This is a genomic window from Aquiflexum sp., assembly GCF_041749095.1.
Classification (GTDB): Bacteria; Bacteroidota; Bacteroidia; order Cytophagales; family Cyclobacteriaceae; genus Aquiflexum.
Genome location: NZ_JBGTCA010000202.1, coordinates 1 through 15,507, shown reverse-complemented (window position 1 = coordinate 15,507; position 15,507 = coordinate 1). Strand labels below are relative to the sequence as shown.

Here is a 15,507-nt window from a genome sequence, read left to right as displayed (position 1 = left end):
TGATTTGATGATAGATAATCGTGTAAATTTAGCAATGCAGCGCAGAACATCTAACGTGGGCGGGCAAAATTATTATCTAATTCCCAATTTATTACAAGTTTCGTGTTTTTTTTTGTGGGAATAATTTTATTAACTTTGCATCGTAATACCAAGCTTAACTGAGGGGACACAAGTCCCCTCTTTCATTTCATAGCCCTGTTGCACATGAGTCTCAATCAAATCCTTGAAGAAATTGTAAGCAAACACCTGCCTGACGAAAGTCATTTTCTGGTCGATATACAATTGATCGAGAAAGGCAGTAGACCCCAGTTGAAAGTCCTTATTGACTCCGATCAAGGTGTAAGTATTGAGAATTGCGCATTGGTAAGCCGTCAGGTGGGTGAAGAAATTGAAGCTAAAGAACTGTTACCTGAGGCCTATATATTAGAGGTCTCTTCGCCAGGCGTGGATTTTCCATTAGCTTCCAAAAGACAATATACCAAAAATATCGGTAGAAATCTGAAATTGACTTTAGTTGACGGAAAAGAAACAGAAGGCAAACTACTCGAGGTAGGAATATCAGAAATCAAGCTTGTGACAAAAATTAAAGAAAAAGGTAAAAAAGCCCAGGAACAGGAACTTACTGTACCCTTTGAACAGATTAAGAAATCAATTGTGTTAGTCTCTTTCAAATAAATAAAATGGATGCTAAAATACTCATAGAATCATTTGCAGAGTTTGCAAAGTCTAAAAATGTGGACCGTCCTACCATGATCCGTATCTTGGAGGATGTGTTTAGGGCGATGATTCGCAAAAAATACGAAACCGATGAAAACTTTGATGTGACCATCAATGCAGACAAAGGTGACCTCGAAATCTTAAGGATCAGGGAAATTGTCGACGACAATTCCGAAGACATCTGGGATTTTGATAAAATCAGCTTGACCGATGCCCAAAAAATCGAACCTGATTTTGAGGTAGGAGAAGAGGTTTACGAAAAGATCGAATTGGAGGACTTTGGAAGAAGGGCTGTCATGATGGCCCGACAGACATTGATCCAGAAAATCAAGGATTTGGAAAAAGACCTTCTTTTCAACCAATATGAAGAACTTGTAGGTGAAATCGTATCCGCAGAAGTTTACCAGATATTGGGAAGGGAAGCACTACTTATTGATGGTGAAGGAAATGAACTGATTCTTCCTAAAGGAGAACAGATTCCTAAAGACCGCTTCAGAAAAGGCGATTCTATCAGGGCTATAGTCCACAAAGTGGAAATGTTCAATGGAAATCCCAAAATCATCCTTTCCCGAACTTCCCCCATATTTTTGGAGCGATTGTTCGAAAACGAAGTGCCCGAAGTATTTGATGGACTGATCACAATCAAGAAAATCGTCAGAGAGCCGGGAGAAAGAGCAAAAGTAGCTGTAGAATCTTACGATGACAGAATTGATCCGGTAGGTGCCTGTGTTGGCATGAAAGGTAGCCGGATCCATGCCATTGTGCGTGAGCTTCAAAATGAGAATATTGATGTCATCAATTTTACGGACAACCTTGACCTTTATGTATCAAGGGCTTTGAGTCCCGCAAAGGTCACCTCTATACAGGTGGACAAAGACCATAAAAGAATTTCGGTTTTCCTTAAACCTGATCAGGTTTCTATGGCTATCGGAAAAGGTGGCTTCAATATACGGTTGGCATCAAGACTGGTGGGATATGAAATCGACGTATTCAGGGAATTGAGCGAATACGAAGAGGAAGAAGATGTGGATCTTGAAGAATTTGGGGATGAAATAGATAGTTGGGTAATTGATGAATTGAAAAAAACAGGATTGGATACAGCCAAAAGTGTATTGACTTTGACCAAAGAAGACCTTTTGAGAAGGACTGAACTTGAAGAAGAGACCATTGACGAGATATTCAGGATTTTAAAACAGGAATTTGAACAGTGAATAAAGGCCGATTAACCCAATAATTGGCCTATATTTGCGAAAAATTAAGAAAGAGTTTTTAGCGTATGTCAGAAGAAAAAATGATGCGACTAGGCCAAGCAGCCAGAAAACTCAACGTAGGAATTGCTACGATTGTGGATTCTCTGGCCAAAAAAGGCTTTGAAGTAGAAAATAATCCTAACTCCAAAATCAACCTCGACCAATTTGAAATGTTGGCCAAGGAGTTTAAATCCTCTGCACAGGACAAGGAGGAAGCTTCGCACCTTTCTATTGGTAAGCGTCATCATGATACTTTTACCATAGAGGCGGAATCCGAGGTGAAGGAAGAAAAGAAACCTGACCCAACACCAACACCAGAAGCTAAAAAAGAGGAGCCTGTCAAGCCTGCTCCAACAGCCCCACAACCTAAGGTAGAAGAAGCTGAAGTGGAGAAAGTTTCAGCAGAAGCTCCCAAATTGCAGGGAATAAAAGTGTTGGGGAAAATTGACCTCACTGCCAAAAGAGAGGAACCCAAAAAAGAAGAACCGAAACCACAAGAAGCCCCACCGATTGAGAAAATAGAAAAGGCTGAAAAAGATACAGAAAAAACAATCATTCAGGCAGAGGAAACTAAAAGGGAAGAAGTCGCTAAAAAACCGGTTGAAGAAATAAAAGTGGAGTCCCCACCAGCTGTCAAAGAAGAGAAGAAACCTGTAGTTGAACTTGAAAAACCAACTCCCATCAAACCTGAGGTTAAGCCTCCAATATTGGAAGTACTGACCGCTAAACCGGAAGCAAAATCGGAAAACAAAGTCATATCTGCAAAAGCGGATGCTTTGAAAGGATTAACAGTCCTGGGAAAAATCGATCTTCCTGACGACAGGTCGAAGAAAAAAGGGAAACCTGTTGCTTCTTCTGACGAAAAAGGAAAAGATAAAAAGAAAAGGCTCCGCAAGAGAATTGATAAAAAACCTGGAACACCTAGTGCCCCAGCCAAAGGTCCGGAAGGCGTTGCCAATAAATCAAGACCTCCGGGACAAGGTGGGGGTCCCAATCAAGGTGGTCAGCAAAGAGACCGAAAACCCCAAGGCGCCGGTGGACAAGGTCATGGAAGACCAAGACCTGGCCAACAGCCGACCGGAAGAATCCAAAAAGCTGAACCTACTCAGAAAGAAATCCAAGATCAGATCAAGCAGACCCTTGCAAGACTGCAGGGTGGAGGAAAATCCGGTGGAGGAAAATCAAAAAGAAGAGATAAGAGAACAGATAGAAATAAAGAGGAAGTTGAGGGAATTGAGGAAAACAAAATCTTAAGGGTAACAGAATTTATTTCTGCCAACGATTTGGCCTCGCTGATGGATGTTTCTGTCAACCAGGTGATTTCTACCTGTATGTCTCTGGGCATGTTCGTTTCCATCAATCAGAGATTGGATGCAGAAGCCATTACCATTATTGCTGATGAATTCAATTACGAAGTTGAATTCACCAAGCCGGATGAAGAAGCAGAAACCATTGAAGCAATAGATACCCCTGAGGAATTACTTGACCGTGCACCGATAGTAACCATCATGGGTCACGTCGATCATGGTAAAACTTCCTTGCTTGATTATATAAGAAGAGCCAAAGTAACAGCGGATGAAGCAGGTGGTATTACTCAGCACATTGGCGCATACGATGTGACAACCAAAGAAGGTGACAAAATCGCCTTTTTGGATACACCGGGACACGAAGCATTTACCGCCATGCGTGCAAGAGGAGCGAAAATAACAGATGTTGCCATCATTGTGATAGCAGCTGATGACAATATCATGCCCCAGACCAAAGAAGCCATCAATCACGCACAGGTAGCGGGTGTTCCGATGATTTTTGCAATCAATAAAATTGATAAACCAAACGCCAACCCCAATAAAATAAAAGAAGAACTAGCCAATATGAATCTGTTGGTGGAAGAATGGGGCGGTAAATACCAGTCTCAGGACATCTCCGCAAAGACAGGTGTAGGTGTCGAAGAACTTTTGGAGAAAGTATTGCTAGAGGCAGAAATTCTAGAATTAAAAGCCAATCCAGATAAAAACGCAGTTGGTACAGTCGTAGAAGCTTCTTTGGACAAAGGAAGGGGTTATGTGGCCACTGTGATGGTTCAGGCCGGAACACTGCGAGTGGGTGACACCATGTTGGCAGGCCCTCACTATGGCCGTGTCAAGGCCATGTTTGACCATAAAGGTAAAAAACTGGATAAAGCAGGCCCTTCCACACCGGTTCAGGTGTTGGGATTGGCGGGTGCACCACAAGCAGGTGACACCTTCAAAGTATATGACTCAGAAAGAGAAGCCAGGGAAATCGCCAATTCCAGAGAACAGATTCTTCGTGAACAAAGCATGCGGACTAAGAAGCATATCACTTTGGACGAAATCGGAAGAAGGTTGGCCATAGGCAGTTTCAAAGAACTCAACATCATTATCAAAGGTGATGTGGATGGTTCAGTGGAAGCACTTTCTGATTCCTTGCTCAAGCTTTCAAAAGACGAGGTTTCTGTCAATATTATCCATAAGGGCGTAGGGCAGATTTCCGAATCAGACGTATTGCTGGCTTCTGCCTCTGATGCAATTATCCTGGGGTTCCAGGTCAGGCCTTCTGCAAATGCCAAAAAGATTGCTGAACAGGAAGAAATTGAAATCAGACATTACTCCATTATATACGATGCCATCAATCAGATCAAGGACGCCATTGAAGGAATGTTGGAACCTGAGTTTGAAGAAATCATTACCGGAAATATACAGGTAAGGGAAGTATTCAAAATCTCCAAAATCGGAACTGTTGCAGGATGTTATGTGACCGACGGATTCATTTCACGAAAACACAAAATCCGTGTAGTCAGAGACGGTATAGTCATTCATGACGGTGAGATCGATCAATTGAAACGATTCAAAGATGATGTATCCGAAGTCAAAGCAGGATACGAATGTGGGATATCCATCAAGAAATTCAACGACATTCTGGTGGATGATACCATTGAAGGCTATCATATGCAAGAGATAAAACGTAAGAAATAAAACATAAAAAGGAACGACTACAACCTTTCCTTTTTTTATAGCATCATGAAAGAGACTTTTTTACTCTTTATTCAAATCCTGCTTACGCTTTCTTTTGTAGGTCTTATACTCGGATTGATCCGTCCGGTATTGGTACTTTGGTTTCTGGATCGGTTCAATAGATTGAAGGTGATCAAGGTTTACGGCCTGTTGACAGTAGTTTCGCTGATGTTATTGCTGATTCTTTCTATCATTTGATTGATCAAAGGCCTTTCACTTCGGCAGTTTGGACAATTGCAGCCAAAAGTCTTCATGTTAAATCTATTGAAATTAGTATTTCATAAGTAGAAGGCCTATATCTGACTTAAAAAAAATAAGTGACATTTATCATATTTTAATTTATTAATGTAAATTTCTGACTGAATAATGATATCAATTGAGAAAGACAGTAGCCATATTCCTTCTTTTTTGTTTCGCATTGTACCAATTTGGGTATTATGTGGCATATTTTTCCTTCAGGCTACAGATAGAAAATCATTGGTCGGAAAAAATCTACAGTGAAAACCAGAGTGAATTTGAGGAGCGGATTATGGAAATTCCCCTTTCCATTCCTTACATGGCCGATGAAGAGGAATTTAGGGCAACTAACACAAGTTTTCAAAAAGACGGACAATATTACAGGGTCATTAAGCAGCGGTATATCAACGATACATTGCAGATAGTTTATGTTCCCGACAGTGCCAAAAAGAACCTGGACAAAACCATCAAGCAGTGGGTAAGTTCTCTGGTTCATGACGAACTGCCGGATTCCGGTAGCAATAGCTTGTTGGGCAAAATCTTTGTGAAAGACTACACCCAACCTATCAATGAAATTGATTTCTCTATTAGCATTATCAATATTAACAAATACAATGGTTTTGTTTTTTTAACTTATCAGAATCAGGACATCAACCTAACTACCCCACCCCCCGAGTTGGTTTGATTTTTCATCCGGTCTAATTTTAATAGTTCCTTCCTGGATTGCAACCACAACAGAACAGGTTTACAAAAGTAAATCCACTGTTTTCGATGGGTTTGTTACATTGGGAATGTTTTAAAAATCTGTACTCTGAGGTTTCTAAAAAGGAATTGTGTATATAATTGAATTTCTTACCTACCCTGTCAATCCGATCGGATTGACAGGGTAGGTAAGAAATTCAGACCGGATTTTTCAATATATAATCAACTTTCAATATTTAATTCTTATTAATCTTATGAAAAAACTATTACCAATCGTCTTGGGATTGATGGTATTTGGAACTCCCCAATTCAATACCTACGGTCAAACTCCCTGGGATGAAGTAATGATGGAGAAAGGGGAGATTTGTGCTGCCCTGATCTATGAACATTCCTCTTGGAATCAATATTGGGAAGGCAGCTACTTAAGGGGGAACGCCAATATTGGTACTTTCACCAGACAAATGGGGATGCCCATGATAGCCATGGGGCTTACCAAAAACATCAATATAATTACCATCCTTCCATATGTGGGCACTCAAGCATCAGGAGGCACCCAGGTAGGTCAATCCGGAATCCAGGATTTGAGCGTTTCAGTAAAAGTGGACTGGCTACAAAAACAATTGGGCAAAGGCAGGCTCTTTTTCCTGACCAATACCCACTTCAGTACGCCAATTGGCAACTACCTCTCAGATTATATGCCATTTAGTATTGGGGTTGGCGCTCCGGAGCTTGGCATTAGAGGCATTGGTGGATACAAAATGGATAACGGCTTGGTATTTAGGGGAGGGTTAGCCTATCTCTGGAGAGGACAGTCCGAAATTGAGCGGGATTATTATTATCAAAACGGAAGCGTGTATTCATCCTTTATGAACGTTCCCAATGCCATGAATATTCATGGGGCAATAGGATACTGGACTTTGGGCAACAGGTTAAGAATGGAAGCCACATTCATGAGTCTGAACTGTCTGACCGGTGATGATATCCGGGCATATAACAGACCACAACCTACCAACAAGATGGAAGTAAGTCAAATTGGTGGATGGTTTCAATATTATATCAAAGCTGACCGGGGACTAGGTGGTCTTCTTTATTTCAACCAAGTTATAAGTGGAAGAAATATGGGAAAGGCCACAACAGTTGGTGTTGGTCTTACTTATCAGTTTAAAGCCTTTTAATCCCCACGACAATGAAAAATATTAAAATATCCTATTTGGGCCTATTTATCCTTTTCCTCACAACAAGTGCCTGCATGGAGGAAACCCCAAGGTATATGAATTTCGATGAATACGAATTTGGCAATCTGGATGAAAATGGAGGGACATGGAAAACTATCCTGGTATTCACCCCTGACCAAATCAGTATTGCAGTGCCGGAAACAACCAGTTCAAGCGCTTATCAAGCAGAACTTTCTGACCTAAAATTACAAATGGAAGGTTTGACTCCTTCCCAAATGCAGGTAGTCCGGTATTGGACAAGCAACCCTATTTTGAGGTGGAATGAAATCGCCCTTGAATTGGCTGCAAAATATAATCTGATACCGGGTCCAAATGCTGATGGCACTTATACACTGGCCAGCCCTGCTAACCCTGCCGGGCCGCCACCCTTTCCTTTTGCGCACCCTCCCTACACGAGCAGGATGTTGGCATATCTCAGTGTAGCCCAATTTGACGGGTTGGTAGTAGCATGGCATTACAAATTCCAGTACAATCGTCCCGGTCCATATAAAGTAGATGAAAGTATCAAACCGGCTTATCCCGCAAGTACTTTACCCTCATATCCTTCCGATGGCGCCACGGTAGCCAAGGTTTCCAAAGATATCCTATCTGCCATGTTCCCATTGGAAGCATCATTCCTAGATAAGAAATACCAAGAACACATCGCCAGTCTGGTGCATGCAGGTATCAATACCCAAAGTGATATTGAAGCAGGTGTAAAAATTGGGTCAGAGGTGGTCAAGCTGGCCATGAAGCGGGCTTCGACAGATGGAATGTCCAAAGCACAAACACCAAGACCTGTTTCAGACTCCATAGCAAATGCCGCCTTTGAGAAGTTTGGTTGGAAATGGCAAAACACCGAAGTACCCCAAAGACCCGTAGGCTTGACCCCTCTCTTTGGTCAGGTAAAAATGTGGCATGTGCCTACAGTGGAAGAAGTAAGGTCACCCCCTCCTCCTGCACCAGGTTCCCCTCAATTCGAAGCAGATGTTGCTGAATTGAAGAAGTTTGCTGCACATATGACCCTCAATCAAAGGCGGATTGCCAATTGGTGGGAAGATGGTCTGGGTTCCTATACCCCTCCGGGACATTGGAACAAATTTGCAAAACTATCCATCGTAAAACACAAACTCAATCCATTACGGACTGCGAGGGTTTTTGCCTATATGAATTCCGCCATTATGGATGCCGGGGTGGCATGTTGGGATACAAAATACTATTACCATTACCCTAGGCCGGTTGAGACGATTGCCGGATTTAAGACGATTCTTGGTACCCCTAATTTCCCTGCCTATACTTCCGGGCACAGCACATTTTCATCCGCAGGCGCTGAAGTCCTGGCACATTTCTTCCCCACTGATGCTGCGCAATTTAGGGCATGGGCAGAAGAAGCAGCCATGTCCAGACTATATGGAGGTATTCACTATCGGTTCGATGCAGAAGTAGGTGTCGAACAAGGCAAACAAGTGGGTACTTATGCTGTGAACAAGGCCAAAGGCGATGGAGCTCAATAAATGAAAAACCTGTTTTTCATAGGTCTGATTGGCTTGGGCATTTTTGAGGTATTGAAAGTGTACTTCATTATGCCCATCAACTAAAATCCATAATTAATTACCATAGATTGATTTGTTGTTTCATCCCCGGCCAATACTTTGGGCAGGGGTTGTTTTTGAATCACTGCTGAAAAAGGTCTAAACCTTTGAGGTCTTTTTCAGACCTCAAAGGTTTTTTTAAGAATAAACCTTGAATAAATACTAAATAAAAAACCTCTTATGGTTTCAGCTAATCCTCACAGGTTCTTCAACCTCTTTTCTAAGGCTTTTTGCAGCCAATACGATCAATGCAATAGATAACACAAAAAGCAATCCTGCAATCAGGGAAAGCACATAAATTTTATCTTGATAATTTTTCCAAGCAAACAAACCCAATGAGGTCAACGTGACTGTGAACATAAAAAACATGGGTATCATCACAAAGGTGGCGTTGATTTTTTTCCGCATTAACCAAACAGCAATGGTCAACAGCGCTAAGGCAGCTAACAACTGATTGGCAGAACCGAAAATTGGCCAAAGGGTGGTAAAACTTCCCGATGCCAAAAGCAAAATGGAAAACAGAACCACGACCATTGTAGATAAATACCTGTTTTGGGATAATTTGGCTCCAATTGGATTTTTGACATCTTCGAAATACTCCTGCAGGGTGAATCTCGCTAACCTTGTACAAGTGTCCAATGTGGTCAAAGCAAAAGCTGAAACTGTCAAAGCCACAAATCCAATAGCAAATGATTCGGAAATACCCATGGACGAAATCATACTTCCCAAGCCACTGGCAAAAAGCGGAACAGGACCTTCTTCCCCCAATCTCCCTAAATATTCACCCCTACTCAGGACAATTACGGCAGCAACCGAAATAATGGCCAAAAATGACTCAATCAACATCCCTCCAAACCCTACTACTTTGGCATCACTTTCTTTGTCCAATTGTTTGGAAGTAGTACCGGAAGCGACAAGCGAATGAAAACCGCTGATGGCACCGCAGGCAATGGTCACAAACAAAACAGGAAACAGATAACCAAGATTGTCAGCGGTGAGATGAATGTCATTATCCATTTTGATCTCAGGATTGGCAATGAAAACCCCAACTACTGCCGCAATGATCAGACCGTACAATAAGAAGCTGTTCAGATAATCCCTTGGTTGCAATAGCATGGATACCGGGGTGACAGAGGCAATGAAAGCGTAGCCTAACAGTATATAAATCCAGAATTGGTAATCCAGAACAAACGGCAACTGCATCCCCAAATAAACAAAGTAATACATCAAAACCACTCCAAGGATTGTTATGATCAAAAATGCTTGCTTATTGTTCCCAACCATTTTATTGATCAATCCAAAAGCCACTGCTAATCCAATAAAAAAAATGGATGCTGATGCCACACCGGGATTGCTCACAAATGTTTTGGCTATGATGTCTGCAAAAACGCCAATGACAAGTATCAAAGTTGAAAAACTGAAAACAATGAATAATTGCTTTCCTTTCCTCCCAATATTTTTTTCGATGATGACCCCAATGGATTTGCCCTGATTACGCAATGAGGCAGCCATACTTCCCAAATCATGTACCGCTCCAAAAAAAATTCCACCTACAAGAATCCAGATCACCGCAGGGATCCAACCAAATGTAACCGCGATAATGGGTCCAACGATAGGTCCTGCCCCGGCAATAGAAGCAAAATGATGGCCAAGGACTACTATCGGCTTGCTTGGAACATAATCAATGCCATCGGAGTAAGTATGTGAAGGCGCTTTTCTGGAATCGTCAAGACCGAATTTCTTATATACATATTTGCCATAGGTAAAATAGGCAGTAATAAGAATAATGGCTGAAACAACAAGAAGGGCAATTAAGCTCATTTCGGGAGGGATATGTTAGTAAAACATGAATTTCACCTAATTCCTTTAAATAACAAATGAAATTCCCAAGTTTGAAAAACTTACATTGAATTAAGCTCCTAATGGAGTTTTGACAGAATAATTGAAAAACATTCCATAAAAATCTGAAAATATTATAGTGGTCACAATTTGGTCTGATTGTATGATTTGTTGTTCAAATTTTATTTAATCGATAATACCTATAAATTTGTAGTCTCCCGAAACGAAAGTTTCAAAAATATAAATCTAAAATATGGCTTGGTTTAAACGGACTGATAAAGGAATCAAAACTTCCACGGAAGAAAAGAAAGACACCCCTGACGGGCTTTGGTATAAAACCCCCAGTGGCAGCATCATTCATACCCGGGAGCTCAAAAACAATTCTTACGTTTGTCCGGATGATGAATATCATGTCAAAATCGGTTCCGCAGAATATTTTGAGATATTGTTTGATGGGAACAATTACAAAGAACTCGACAAGGATATGATTTCAGGGGATCCCTTGAAATTTGTGGACACCAAACCCTATAAATCCAGAATCGAAGCAACCATCACAAAAACAGAATTAAAAGATGCAGTCCGGACAGCAGTTGGCAGGATAAATGAAATGGATATTGTAATTGCCTGTATGGATTTTAATTTTATCGGAGGTTCCATGGGATCTGTTGTGGGAGAAAAAATCGCAAGAGCCATTGACTATTCCTTAAATAACAAAATCCCATTTTTAATGATTTCCAAATCCGGTGGGGCAAGAATGATGGAAGCCGGATTCAGTTTGATGCAAATGGCAAAAACTTCTGCAAAGCTGGCCTTATTGGACAAAGGAGGAATACCGTATATCAGCCTTTTGACTGACCCTACCACAGGTGGTGTAACAGCCTCTTATGCGATGTTGGGGGATTTTAACATCGCAGAACCAGGTGCGTTGATCGGTTTTGCCGGCCCTAGGGTAATCAGGGAAACAATCGGAAAAGACCTGCCAAAAGGCTTTCAGAGTTCCGAATTTGTTTTGGAACACGGGTTTTTGGATTTTATCATCGATAGAAGGCAGTTGAAAAACAGATTGACGACACTCCTAAACCTTCTTAGGAATTAATCAGTTATTTCACTAGGTCAACGAAAGGAAAAAGGTAAAATTAAGTTTCTTTTTGGCCGAATTTGTTGATTAATAAATATATTTGTGTTCCCAAATCGGGCTCTACTACTGAAAAATTAAAAGTAAAACAATCATTTAAATGGGTTCAGTAATTATTACCTCAATTGTAGCATTCACCATTATCATCCTGCTACTTGTTTTTATCCTCTTATTTGCACAATCCAAATTGGTCGCCTCCGGAGATGTTAAAATCATCGTCAACGGAGATGAGAGTAATCCGATCGTCACCTCAGCAGGTTCTACCTTATTGAGTACACTTGGTAACCAAAAAATCTTTCTTCCATCAGCATGTGGTGGAGGTGGTACATGTGCCATGTGCAAGTGTGTGGTGGAAGATGGTGGCGGAGAAGTTCTCCCAACAGAAGTTGGTCACCTCAGCCGTGCAGAAAAACAAGGTAACGTTAGGCTTTCCTGTCAGGTAAAAGTTAAGCAGGACATGAAGATCAGGATTCCAGAAGAAATCTTTGGAATCAAAAAATGGGAATGTGAGGTAATATCCAACTACAACGTATCCACCTTTATTAAAGAATTTAAAGTAAAACTTCCTGAAGGAGAAAATTTGGATTTCGAATCAGGAGGGTATATCCAAATAGATGTACCTATAATCACGGTCAATTTCAAAGGAATGGATATAACTCCCCATCCTGATCTTGGTCACCCTGCTGATGTATATCAAAGTGATTGGGACAAGTTCGGACTTTGGGATCTGACCATGAAAAATGATGAAGAATTGTTCAGAGCTTATTCCATGGCCAATCACCCTGCCGAAGGAAACATTGTTATGCTGACCATTCGTATTGCTACCCCACCTTGGGACAGAGCGAATAATAAGTGGATGGATGTGAATCCGGGAGTTTGTTCTTCTTATGTATTCGGTCGTAAGCCAGGAGATAAAGTAACCATTTCAGGTCCTTATGGTGAATTCCATATCAATCCGACTGAAAGGGAAATGATCTATATTGGAGGTGGTGCTGGCATGGCGCCATTAAGATCACATATCTTCCACCTTTTCCATACAGAAAAAACAGACAGAAAAGTTACTTATTGGTATGGTGGACGGTCTAAAAAAGAATTGTTCTATACTCCTCAGTTCAGAGACATTGAAAAGGATTTTCCTAATTTCAACTTCCACATAGGACTGTCAGAACCTCTTCCTGAAGATAATTGGAAACTAAAAAAATCTCTTGATGATAAAGAAGGTGATGGTTATATAGGATTTATTCACCAAGTACTTTATGACAATTATCTGAAAAATCATCCTGAACCGGATGAGGTGGAATATTACCTTTGTGGACCACCATTGATGAATGCAGCAGTGCTGAAGCTTCTCGATGATATGGGCATCCCACAAGAGAATATTAGATTTGATGACTTCGGAGGTTAAGACCTCAAATAGAGTCCCGCTTTTGCGGGACTTTTTTTATTTACTCAGGATTTTTTCTTTAATTTTGGATAGCATTTAAACCCTACCAATGGATTTACACCAATTCTTTGAACCTATTCCCGAGTACATCACCTCTCAGAAATATAGCCATAATTCATTTTTCAATTATATTCATTTTTTTGGAGATACTTTTCCAGACTTGAAAGGTTTACAGATTGCAATAGTAGGTCTGACCGAAAAGAGGGGAATGCTTAAAAACGATAGTATCGAAAGAAGTTCCTCTGAAATAAGGGAAAAGCTATATCATCTCAAAAAGGGGCATGGACTCTATAAAATTGCAGATTTGGGAGACCTAAAAACCGGTAATACTTTAAACGACTCCCTTCAGATCATGTATTCGGTGGGTGAGTTTTTGATCAAGAAACAGATTCTACCGATTTTCATTGGAGGATCCCATGATTTGGACATTGGTCAATACCTTTCGTATCAAAGACTCGACAAATTGGTGTCACTAGTTACAATTGATGCCAAAATTGACATGGAAGAAGAAGGGACACCTTCTGATAAACATTCACAGGACATTATACTGCACCAACCTAATTTTTTGTTCAATTACAGCCATTTGGCATATCAAAGTTTTCTAACAGATATCGATCTGATCGGGGTTTTGGAAAAGCTGTATTTTGACCATGTCAGGATCGGAAATCTTAGGAGCAACTTCAAGGAAGTAGAGCCTATAATTAGAAATGCTGACCTATTGAGTTTTGATGTCTGTGCCATTCAGTCTTCAGATGCCCCCGGCGCAGCAGATGCTCAGCCTTTTGGACTGACAGGAGAGGAAGCCTGCCAGATTTGTAGGTTTGCAGGCATGAATGAAAAGCTTTCTTCTATCGGTATTTATGGTTACCAACCATATTATGATGATAACAGAAACAAAACAGCTGCCATTATTGCCACGATGATATGGTATTTTATTGAAGGATTCTACGACAGAAAAGACAGCCTATCCTTCCAAAGCAGCGATTATATTAAATATACCGTATCTTTGGATACCCAGCCTTCTGTCCTTATATTTTACAAAAGCATAAGAAGTGAAAAATGGTGGATGGAAATTCCTCAGGGTGATCAGAAAAAATTTGACAGAAGTACCATTATACCCTGCAGCTATCAGGACTATCAAATGGCACAGTCAGGAGAAATTCCCGAAAGGTGGATCAATGCCCAGCTTAAATTATTCTAAATGAAAGTTTACAGCAGGCAACAGCTGGCCCTTAGAAACGGTCAGGACAGACCCGAGATTTGGGTAGCTTACCGGGGCATCATTTATGATGTTTCCGGTTCCAGACTCTGGAAAAACGGCACTCATTATGAACATTGGGCAGGGCAGGATTTGACCGATGAACTTCCTGATGCTCCGCATACAGAAGAGGTATTCCAAAAATTCATACCTATCGGCCAGTTGATGAAATAACATGATACTTATCGCAGACAGTGGTGCCAGCAAAACAGACTGGAGAGTAATCAATCAAAGCGGAGAAATCGGTCAGCATAGGGGCATTGGGTTTAATCCCAATTACCAAACAGCCGAAGAAATGTCCAATGAACTTCAGGATGACTTTTTATTGGATCTCCGGGATGATGTGGAGGTAATCTTTTATTACGGGGCTGGCTGTGCTTCTCCCAAAAATAGACTTCAGGTAACCAATGCCCTGAATGACATCTTCAAAAAAGCAGAAATCAATGTGGATCATGATCTCATGGCGGCAGCAAGGGCTACTTGTGGCCATAACCCAGGAATTGCCTGTATTTTGGGTACGGGATCCAACAGCTGTGACTATGATGGAGAACTGATCATTGATAAAAGACCGGCTCCGGGATACATTCTCGGAGATGAAGGAGGCGGAGCTTATATAGGCCGAAAATTTCTTCAGGATTTCATCCATGAAGAAATGCCAAAAAAACTAAGAAACCAGGTTATTGACAAGTTTCAATTAGACAATAACACGATTATTGAAAATGTTTACCAAAGGCCATTTCCGGGTAGGTATATGGCCAGTTTTTGCAGATTCATTACAGAACATATCAAGGACCCATACTGTTACATGCTTTACTATAACTCCTTTCAGGACTTTTTCAAAAAGCATATTATGAAATATGATGATTATAAAAAGAAGCCCGTCAGTTTTGTGGGATCTATTGCCTTCTACAACAGTGACATCCTCAGAAGTGCAGCCTATGATGTTGATATACATGTCAATATTATCATAGAAGGCCCGATTGCAGGATTAACCCTATATCACCAAGAATTGCTATGAACACTACAGAAAGCCCATCCCTATACGATAACCTCGAGCAAATGGATATTCATTCATTACTCCAAAACA

13 protein-coding genes are annotated in these 15,507 nt (G+C 40.9%); 12 read left to right on the top strand and 1 reads right to left on the bottom strand.

What is annotated here, in order from left to right; translation table 11 throughout:
- Positions 1 to 204 precede the first annotated feature (204 nt).
- The 7 genes from rimP (at position 205) to ACEW8O_RS09805 (ending at position 8,666) form a co-directional block, all read left to right on the top strand.
- A complete protein-coding gene (gene rimP / locus ACEW8O_RS09835) occupies positions 205 to 675 on the top strand; it encodes a ribosome maturation factor RimP (RefSeq protein WP_373494456.1) in 471 nt (156 codons plus the stop codon).
- A gap of 5 nt (positions 676 to 680) precedes the next feature.
- Entirely contained in the window at positions 681 to 1,928 is a 1,248-nt protein-coding gene (nusA, locus tag ACEW8O_RS09830) for a transcription termination factor NusA (RefSeq protein ID WP_373494455.1), read from the top strand.
- A gap of 65 nt (positions 1,929 to 1,993) precedes the next feature.
- On the top strand, positions 1,994 to 4,960 hold the full coding sequence (infB, locus tag ACEW8O_RS09825) for a translation initiation factor IF-2 (RefSeq protein WP_373494454.1): 2,967 nt from the start codon (positions 1,994 to 1,996) through the stop codon (positions 4,958 to 4,960).
- Positions 4,961 to 5,005: 45 nt separating this feature from the next.
- On the top strand, positions 5,006 to 5,197 hold the full coding sequence (locus ACEW8O_RS09820) for a hypothetical protein (RefSeq protein WP_373494453.1): 192 nt from the start codon (positions 5,006 to 5,008) through the stop codon (positions 5,195 to 5,197).
- A 178-nt stretch (positions 5,198 to 5,375) separates the two neighbouring features.
- The gene (locus tag ACEW8O_RS09815) at positions 5,376 to 5,921 is read left to right on the top strand and encodes a hypothetical protein (protein WP_373494452.1); all 546 of its coding nucleotides are present in this window, start codon (positions 5,376 to 5,378) and stop codon (positions 5,919 to 5,921) included.
- A gap of 271 nt (positions 5,922 to 6,192) precedes the next feature.
- Positions 6,193 to 7,113, top strand: a complete 921-nt coding sequence (locus ACEW8O_RS09810; RefSeq protein ID WP_373494451.1) for a transporter — start codon at positions 6,193 to 6,195, stop codon at positions 7,111 to 7,113.
- Positions 7,114 to 7,124: 11 nt separating this feature from the next.
- Entirely contained in the window at positions 7,125 to 8,666 is a 1,542-nt protein-coding gene (locus ACEW8O_RS09805; protein ID WP_373494450.1) for a phosphatase PAP2 family protein, read from the top strand.
- Between the two features lie 264 nt (positions 8,667 to 8,930).
- Here the strand turns inward: ACEW8O_RS09805 and ACEW8O_RS09800 are convergent, their stop codons facing one another.
- On the bottom strand, positions 8,931 to 10,565 hold the full coding sequence (locus tag ACEW8O_RS09800; RefSeq protein ID WP_373494449.1) for a carbon starvation protein A: 1,635 nt from the start codon (positions 10,563 to 10,565) through the stop codon (positions 8,931 to 8,933).
- 271 nt (positions 10,566 to 10,836) lie between these two features.
- Here ACEW8O_RS09800 and accD point away from each other — a divergent pair, with 271 nt between their 5' ends.
- The 5 genes from accD (at position 10,837) to ACEW8O_RS09775 (ending at position 15,438) form a co-directional block, all read left to right on the top strand.
- Positions 10,837 to 11,679, top strand: coding sequence for an acetyl-CoA carboxylase, carboxyltransferase subunit beta (gene accD / locus ACEW8O_RS09795; protein WP_373494448.1), 843 nt, complete (start codon positions 10,837 to 10,839; stop codon positions 11,677 to 11,679).
- Between the two features lie 139 nt (positions 11,680 to 11,818).
- Positions 11,819 to 13,123, top strand: coding sequence for an NADH:ubiquinone reductase (Na(+)-transporting) subunit F (nqrF, locus tag ACEW8O_RS09790; protein WP_373494447.1), 1,305 nt, complete (start codon positions 11,819 to 11,821; stop codon positions 13,121 to 13,123).
- A gap of 88 nt (positions 13,124 to 13,211) precedes the next feature.
- The gene (locus tag ACEW8O_RS09785) at positions 13,212 to 14,363 is read left to right on the top strand and encodes a formimidoylglutamase (RefSeq protein ID WP_373494446.1); all 1,152 of its coding nucleotides are present in this window, start codon (positions 13,212 to 13,214) and stop codon (positions 14,361 to 14,363) included.
- Positions 14,364 to 14,594: a cytochrome b5 domain-containing protein gene (locus ACEW8O_RS09780; RefSeq protein ID WP_373494445.1), complete on the top strand. Its 231-nt coding sequence runs from the start codon at positions 14,364 to 14,366 to the stop codon at positions 14,592 to 14,594.
- 1 nt (position 14,595) lies between these two features.
- Entirely contained in the window at positions 14,596 to 15,438 is an 843-nt protein-coding gene (locus ACEW8O_RS09775) for an N-acetylglucosamine kinase (protein WP_373494444.1), read from the top strand.
- Positions 15,439 to 15,507 lie beyond the last annotated feature (69 nt).